The organism is Sulfurihydrogenibium sp. (assembly GCF_027448985.1).
Taxonomy (GTDB): Bacteria; Aquificota; Aquificia; order Aquificales; family Hydrogenothermaceae; genus Sulfurihydrogenibium.
The window spans coordinates 1-7,563 of record NZ_DAIDMN010000069.1 but is presented as its reverse complement, the minus strand read 5'-3'; the positions used below and the strand labels follow the sequence as shown (position 1 = coordinate 7,563).

The window sequence follows — 7,563 nt, the reverse complement described above, 5'->3', positions numbered from 1 at the left end:
ATCTCTTCTCCTACTTCCAAGTTCTCTAAATCCGGAAGGTAGTACTGGTTTTTTTGAAACATTTTTATCAAAAATGTGGGTGTTCCGGTTTCAAACCAGTATGGTCTAAATTCTTTTTTGTCAAACAAAAGCAGTATGTCAAATGGATTGTAAACAGGTTCTCCAAGCCAGTTGTATCCGTTGTACCACCTTTTTACTTCTTCTTTGTCAAAGTCTTTTATCCTATCTTCAAAGACAGTTTCTAACTCTGTTTGTGTGTATCCACATATGGTTGCAAACTCTCTGTCTAAGGTTATGTCGTTTAGCTGGTTTAGTCCACTGAATATAGATACTTTTGAAAATCTTGACACTCCTGTTAAAAATACAAGGTGTAGGTATGGGTCTGCGTCTTTCAACACAGAGTAGAAATCTTTTAACACCTCTCTGTTTTCTTTTGCTATATCCGGTTCTTCTATCCTGTCTAATATTGGTTTGTCGTACTCGTCTACTAAAACTACTACTTTTTGGTTGTATTTTTCTGATAGTTTTTCTATAAGCTCTTTAAACTTTAGACTTAGGACTTCTTCCGTTAGTTTAATGTTTTCTTCAAGTGCGATTTTGTTTATGAAAGAGTTTATTATCTTAATTAGTTTATCTTTGTTATCAACAACACCACTACCAAAACTTATGTGTATTACCGGATATTTTTTATTCCAATCCCAGTTGTTATACAAATACAAACCTTTAAACAGTTCTTTATTCCCACTGAACGCTTCCTTTAGAGTGTCCAAAAATAGAGATTTTCCAAACCTTCTTGGTCTGCTGAGAAAGTAGTATCCTCCTGATTCTAACTTTTTTACAAAATGTGTTTTGTCAATATAATAACAGTTTTCTTGTATTATTTTGCTAAATGTTTGTACTCCTATTGGTAGTTTTTTCATTCTATCACCGGTTAAGTTTTTATCCAAATTTTATATCTAACATTTTAACAGATTTAGATTTTTTAAAACATAAATATATTATTTTCAATAAACTTGACAATACTATACTAAACCTTATATTATATTTATAAATAAAGGTTTTTTTGAGAGGTGTAAATCAAGATGCAACAAAAGAAAGATTATTACGAAATTCTTGGAGTGAGTAAAAATGCAACACAAGACGAGATAAAAAAGGCTTATAGAAAACTGGCAAGACAGTATCATCCGGATTTAAACCCAAACAATAGAAAGGAAGCAGAAGAAAAGTTTAAAGAGATAACGGAAGCCTATCAGGTATTATCAGACCCAGAAAAAAGAAAGATATATGACCAGTTTGGACATGCTGGATTAAGTGGAGGTGGATACCAAGACTTTTCTAAACAGTATTATCAAGATATAGGTAGTATAAATTTAGATGATATCCTTAACGATTTAGATGATATATTTGGATTTGGTTTTGGAAAAAGAAAAACATCCCAAGGAAGAAAAAAACAGTCTTACTACAGACCTGAAAATGGAACAGATATATACCAAACAGTTACAATATCCCTTGAAGATGCCTACAATGGTACAACCTTGGAATTGGAAGTTCCTCGTTATGTAATATGTGATGCATGTGGTGGCACAGGTGTAAAATCCGGCTCAGAAAGTAAAGTATGTCCTACATGTGGTGGAACCGGAGAAATAATACAAAACCTTGGATTTATCAGAATGTCTCAAACGTGTCCTACATGTGGTGGAGTAGGAATAATCCAAGAACCTTGTGAAGTATGTAATGGAAGAGGATTAGTTATAAAAAAAGAAACCGTAAAAGTAAGAGTTCCCCCCGGAGTAGATAACGGCTCAAAGTTAAGAATACCAGGAAAAGGACATAGCGGAAGATTTGGAGGAGTTCCTGGTGATTTATGGATTATTATAAACGTAAAACCTCATTATTTGTTTGAAAGAAAAGGAGACAACCTTTACCTAAAAGTAAATCTATCCGTTGCAGAGGCAATAGAAGGAACAACTTTAGAAGTACCGTTGATAACCGGAAAAACAGAAAAAGTGGAAATAAAAGCCGGTACACAACCAGGTGATAAAGTAAGATTAGCCGGAAAAGGAATGCCAAAGTTAAAACAATCCGGATACGGTGATTTAGTTTTAGATATAAATGTAGTTGTACCATCAATCAAAGACCTATCAAAAGATGCTAAAAAATGTGTTGAAAAACTCAAAAACGAACAAAAGATTACAAACAGGTTTTACAAATCAGAATGAGGTGATTTAAGATGAAAGACAGAAGAAAAGAACCTCTTTACATGATAGGAACAGTTGCAAAGATGTACAACATACATCCTCAAACTTTAAGACTATATGAAAAAGAAGGATTGTTAGTTCCATCAAGGACTAAAGGAAAAACCAGAATGTACTCAGAAGAAGATTTAGAGAGACTTGAATTTATCCTGTTTTTAACAAGAGAAATGGGAGTTAACCTTGCTGGTGTAGATGCAATTTTAAGAATGAAACAACAATTTGAAGACCTCCAAAACCAAATACAACTTTTATTAACAAGACTACAAGAAGAGATAAGAGAAAGATACATAAACGATTTACAAGGACAACAAAACGCACTAGTCCAACTTCCAAAAGTAGAAATTATGAAAATAGAAGAGTATATTTATAGAAAATACAAAAAACCAAAAGGTGAAAAATGAAAAAATACATCTGTGAAATACCAACAGATTTATTTGAAATATTCTTAGTAGAGCTAAATGGATACGGAGTAGAAATAATAAAGAAAGATGAAAAAAATACAGTTTATGCTGTATACGCTCAAGACGAAGAAAGTCAAACAATAAAAGAAACAATAATAAATATTTTTGAAGATTTAGGCTCCGGAAAAATCATATTGGAAGAAGATATACAGGAAGAAAACTGGGAAGAAAAATGGAAAGAAAATTTTAAACCAATAGAAGTACCACCGTTTGTAATAATACCAGAGTGGGAAATTTACGAAGGTAAAGAGTTAATACCTATAAAACTTAAAATAGCTATGGCATTTGGAACCGGATTACATCCATCAACTCAGCTTATGTTATCCTTAATACCTAAGTACATTAGTAAAAATGATAGAGTGGTTGATATAGGATGCGGAACAGGGATACTTTCAATAGCTTCGGCAAAAATGGGAGCTTTTGTGGATGCGGTAGATATAGAAAAAGAAGCTGTAGAAGAGTGTAAAATAAACAGTTGGGAAAATCAGGTAAATGTTAACTGTTTTCAAGGAAGTGTAGAAGATGTAAAAGATATCTACGATGTTGTTTTATCAAACTTACAGATGGAGATATTCGATAAATACTTCAGTCAGATAAAAGATAAATTTAAAAAATACTGGCTTTTATCGGGAATATTTAAAGAAGAAAAGGAGAAAATAATAAAAATGGCACAAGATAACAACTTAGAAATAGTTGAAATAGTATCTAAATCAGAAGAAGGAAAACCCGATGATAAATGGTACGGATTTGCCATCAAACATAAATAAGTATATAGACCAATCAGTTCTAAAACCTTTTACAACTTACAAAGAGATAGAAAATCAGTGTCAGTTAGCCATCAAGTACAACTTTGCATCAATCTGTGTAAATCCATTTCATGTTTCAATGTGTTATCAAATACTGAAAAATACTGATGTTAAAGTGTGTAGTGTAGTTGGTTTTCCACTTGGATTAAATACTACTTATATAAAAATAAAAGAATCAGTCCAAGCTGTAGAAGACGGAGCAAAAGAGCTTGATATAGTTTGGAACATATCAGCATTCAAAAGTAAAGATTACAAATACGTAGAGGAGGAACTAAAAGAGATAATAAAAAACACTCCTGATATTATCCATAAGATAATAGTTGAGACTGCTTATCTGTCTAAAGAAGAAAAGATAACAGCTTTACAGATAGTTATAAACAGCGGTGCAGAGTTTATAAAGACAAGTACCGGATTTGCCGAAAAAGGAGCGGAGATTGAAGATGTAAAACTGTGGAAAGAGTTGTCAAAAAACCAGATAAAAATAAAAGCATCCGGAGGAATAAAAGATTTAAAGACCATGTTGAAGTTTATAAAAGCAGGTGCAGACAGAATAGGAACAAGTAGCGGTGTACAAATAATCCAGGAGGCTGAAAATGTACTCTGAAGAATCTCAAAGAAAGCTGATTGAAAAAACAAAAGAGTTTCTAAAACTTGACATAAAATCAATAGATAAAAAAACAGCAGAAAAAATCATAGAAGATTTAAGGGAAGTGATAAGGTACCATGATTGGAGATACTATATTTTAGCTCAGCCTGTAATATCAGATTATGAGTACGATAAACTTTTTAAACTTTTAAAAGATATAGAAAGTAAATATCCGGATTTAATTACTCCGGATTCTCCTACTCAAAGAGTACCATCAGAAATAACCAAAATCTTTCCACAAGTAAAACACCTTACCCCAATGTTATCTCTCGATAACTCTTACAATGAAGCAGATTTAAGAGATTTTGACAGAAGAGTAAGAGAACTTACCGGACTGGATAAAGTAGAGTACTCTGTAGAGCCAAAGTTTGACGGAGCCGGAATATCTTTAATTTACGAAAAAGACTTGTTTGTAAGAGGTGCAACAAGAGGAGACGGTGAGGTTGGAGAAGAAATAACCAACAACTTAAAAGTAATAAAATCTATTCCTTTGTCTGCAAAATTCTCAAGCTTTGATATATACAAAGTTGAAATTAGAGGTGAAGTTTTAATAAGAAAAGATATTTTTAAAAAAATAAATGAAGAAAGAATACAAGAAGGACTTCCCTTATTTGCAAATCCAAGAAATGCAGCAGCAGGCTCCATAAGATTACAAGACCCAAAAGAAGTAGCAAAAAGAGGCTTAGAGGCTTTTGTTTATCAGATAACCTATGCTGTAGACAAAAATGGAGAAAATCTTTTAGGAAAAAAACTAAAAAAACATTCAGAAAATATAAAAATGCTTCACTTACTTGGATTTAAAACTCCTTATGAAGTGTTAAAAGTGTGTAATGGTATAGACGAGGTAATAGAGTATTGTAAAGAGTGGGAAAGAAAAAGAGATAGCTACCCCTATGAAATAGATGGAATGGTCATAAAAGTAAATGATATAGAGCTTTATGAAAAACTTGGTTTTACTTCTCACCATCCAAGATGGGCAATAGCTTTTAAATTTAAAGCAAGACAAGCAACTACAAAAATATTAAATGTGGTTTTTCAAGTAGGAAGGACAGGAGCAATAACACCCGTTGCAAAACTACAACCTGTAGAAATAGGAGGAGTAGTTGTTTCATCTGTTTCTTTGTTTAACGAAGACTTTATAAGAGAAAAAGATATAAGAATTGGAGATACTGTTTTAGTAGAAAGAGCAGGAGATGTTATACCTTATGTTGTGATGGTAATAAAAGAAGCACGAACAGGTAATGAAAAACCAATAGAGTTTCCTAAAAATTGTCCATCTTGTGGCTCTCCTTTGGTAAAACCATTGGGAGAAGCTGTGTACAGATGTGTAAACATAAACTGTCCAGCTCAAGTAGTAGAAAGAATCATTCATTTTACATCAAAAGACGCTATGGATATAAAAGGTCTATCGGAAGCCACCGTTAAAAAGTTTTACAAACTTGGTCTGTTAAAAAGTATTCCGGATATATACAGACTTGATTTTAAAATAATTAAAAACATTCAAGGATTTGGAGAAAAATCGGCTAACAACCTAAAACAAGCTATTGAAGAATCTAAAAACAGACCTTTATACAGGTTGATTTACGGACTTGGAATAAGGTATGTTGGAGAAGTAACAGCAAAAACGTTAGCTTCTGCTGTAAACTGTATAGATGACCTTAAAAACTTTTCAATTATAGACCTTATGAAACTTCCGGATATAGGAGATAAAGTTGCAACGGAGATTTACAACTTTTTCCATAACGATCAAAACTTGAAAATGATAGAACAGTTAAAACAACTTGGTGTAAACGTATGTAATCCAAAAGAAGAGAAAAAAGGTAAGTTATCCGGATTAAACTTCGTATTTACCGGAACATTGAAATGTTGCAGTAGAGAAAAAGCAAAAGAGATAGTAGAAAGCCTTGGAGGAAATGTGTTAGATACCGTTTCAAAAAAAGTCCACTACTTAGTGGTAGGTGAAGAACCCGGAAGTAAACTCCAAAAAGCACAAAAAATCGGTACAATAAAGATAATAAACGAAGAAGAATTCTTAAAAATGATAGGTAAAACATGAAAATATTTAAAAATAGAGAGGAAGCCGGAAAATTATTGGCAGAGCTTTTAAAAAGCTACAACTTTGACGAAAAAAATACATTTATATTAGCTATACCACGAGGTGGTGTTCCTGTTGCCAAAGAAGTATCAAAAATTCTAAACATACCATTTTCATTAGTTATAACCAAAAAGTTAGCACCGTTAGCAGAACCAGAAGCAGCCTTTGGAGCAATAGCTCCTAGTGGCATTTATTACATTGACGAAAACTTAATGAGATATATGGGAGTAGATGAAGAAGAGTTGAAAACAATAAAAGAAAAAGCTACTACTGAAGTAAAAAGAAGAGTTGAAAAATACCTTCAAAACAAAGAGCCAGATATAAAAGGTAAAAATGTTATCATCATTGATGATGGTATAGCTACCGGATACACAGCAATGGTAGCCGGAATGTATGCAAAAAGTAAAGGAGCAAAAAAAATATACTTAGCGGTACCAGTATGTCCCGTTGATAGTATTGGAAGGGCTAAAAAGGTTTTTGATGAAGTTATATGTTTATATCCAGTTGAAACTCCTTTTTTTGCAGTAGGTTCTTATTATCAAGATTTTCATCAACTTTCAGATGAAGAAATGTTTAGAATTATCAACGGTTGATTTATTATACTTTTAGTATTATACTTTTAGTATAATTATTTTAATGCCAAAGGTATAAAAATGAAAAATCCTTTTTACTACGGTGGTGTTGTAGGAAAAGAAAACTTTTGCAACAGAAAAGAAGAGATAAATCAACTAAAATCTGATATAAAAAATGGGCTTAATGTTCTTTTATACGCTCCAAGAAGATTTGGAAAAACATCCTTAGTTTTAAGGACAGTGGAAGAACTGGGAAAAAAAGAAAATCTAAACTTTGTTTTTGTTGATTTGTTGGGAATATCAAACATTGAAGAGTTTATAAATGAATACTTTAATGCTATAGTAAAAAGTTTTGAAACTTCTATTGAAAAAACAATAAATTTTCTAAAAAACATCTTAAACTTTAAACCAACGGTAAAAATTCTACTGGACCAATCCGGAAGTTATAAACTTCAAATAGAATTTACAAAATCACAGCTCAATCAAACTTTGGAAGAAGTTTTAAACTTACCTTTAAAGTATGCAAACAAAGGCAAAAAAATATGTGTGATTTTTGATGAATTTCAAGAAATACAAACTATAGGAGTAGAAAACAAACTTAGGACTATTATTCAACATCATTCCAACAAAATATCCTACATTTTTATGGGCTCAAAAAAGAGTGTTTTGACTAAAATGTTTTCTGATAAAACGAAAGCTTTTTACAAATCTGTTAAACATTTTCATTT

General features: G+C 31.9%; 8 protein-coding genes. 7 read left to right on the top strand and 1 reads right to left on the bottom strand.

Going from position 1 to position 7,563, the window contains the following annotated elements; translation table 11 throughout:
• On the bottom strand, window positions 1-920 hold a 920-nt coding region (locus NE054_RS06335; protein WP_297889909.1), incomplete at its 3' end, for an AAA family ATPase.
• A 162-nt stretch (window positions 921-1,082) separates the two neighbouring features.
• Between NE054_RS06335 and dnaJ the strand changes: the two genes are divergently transcribed.
• From dnaJ to NE054_RS06300, 7 genes are all read left to right on the top strand, one after another.
• Window positions 1,083-2,219 (top strand): molecular chaperone DnaJ, encoded by a 1,137-nt coding sequence (gene dnaJ / locus NE054_RS06330; RefSeq protein ID WP_297889908.1) that lies wholly within the window; start codon window positions 1,083-1,085, stop codon window positions 2,217-2,219.
• Between the two features lie 11 nt (window positions 2,220-2,230).
• Entirely contained in the window at window positions 2,231-2,656 is a 426-nt protein-coding gene (locus NE054_RS06325) for a MerR family transcriptional regulator (RefSeq protein WP_297889907.1), read from the top strand.
• Window positions 2,653-3,483, top strand: a complete 831-nt coding sequence (locus NE054_RS06320) for a 50S ribosomal protein L11 methyltransferase (RefSeq protein WP_297889905.1) — start codon at window positions 2,653-2,655, stop codon at window positions 3,481-3,483. Before NE054_RS06325 ends, NE054_RS06320 begins: the two co-directional genes overlap by 4 nt.
• Window positions 3,446-4,126, top strand: coding sequence for a deoxyribose-phosphate aldolase (gene deoC, locus NE054_RS06315; RefSeq protein WP_297889904.1), 681 nt, complete (start codon window positions 3,446-3,448; stop codon window positions 4,124-4,126). The genes NE054_RS06320 and deoC overlap by 38 nt, the downstream gene beginning before the upstream one ends.
• A complete protein-coding gene (ligA, locus tag NE054_RS06310; protein WP_297889903.1) occupies window positions 4,116-6,224 on the top strand; it encodes an NAD-dependent DNA ligase LigA in 2,109 nt (702 codons plus the stop codon). The genes deoC and ligA overlap by 11 nt, the downstream gene beginning before the upstream one ends.
• Window positions 6,221-6,856: a phosphoribosyltransferase family protein gene (locus NE054_RS06305; protein ID WP_297889902.1), complete on the top strand. Its 636-nt coding sequence runs from the start codon at window positions 6,221-6,223 to the stop codon at window positions 6,854-6,856. The genes ligA and NE054_RS06305 overlap by 4 nt, the downstream gene beginning before the upstream one ends.
• 60 nt (window positions 6,857-6,916) lie before the next feature.
• Window positions 6,917-7,563: ATP-binding protein (locus tag NE054_RS06300; protein ID WP_297889901.1), on the top strand; the 647-nt coding region annotated here is incomplete at its 3' end.

Excerpts from the sequence above, each read along its gene's own strand:
- NE054_RS06325 (WP_297889907.1), top strand. The coding sequence starts at position 2,231 with ATGAAAGACAGAAGAAAAGAACCTCTTTACATGATAGGAACAGTTGCA.
- NE054_RS06320 (WP_297889905.1), top strand. The coding sequence starts at position 2,653 with ATGAAAAAATACATCTGTGAAATACCAACAGATTTATTTGAAATATTC.
- deoC (WP_297889904.1), top strand. The coding sequence starts at position 3,446 with ATGATAAATGGTACGGATTTGCCATCAAACATAAATAAGTATATAGAC.
- NE054_RS06305 (WP_297889902.1), top strand. The coding sequence starts at position 6,221 with ATGAAAATATTTAAAAATAGAGAGGAAGCCGGAAAATTATTGGCAGAG.
- ligA (WP_297889903.1), top strand. The coding sequence starts at position 4,116 with ATGTACTCTGAAGAATCTCAAAGAAAGCTGATTGAAAAAACAAAAGAG.
- dnaJ (WP_297889908.1), top strand. The coding sequence starts at position 1,083 with ATGCAACAAAAGAAAGATTATTACGAAATTCTTGGAGTGAGTAAAAAT.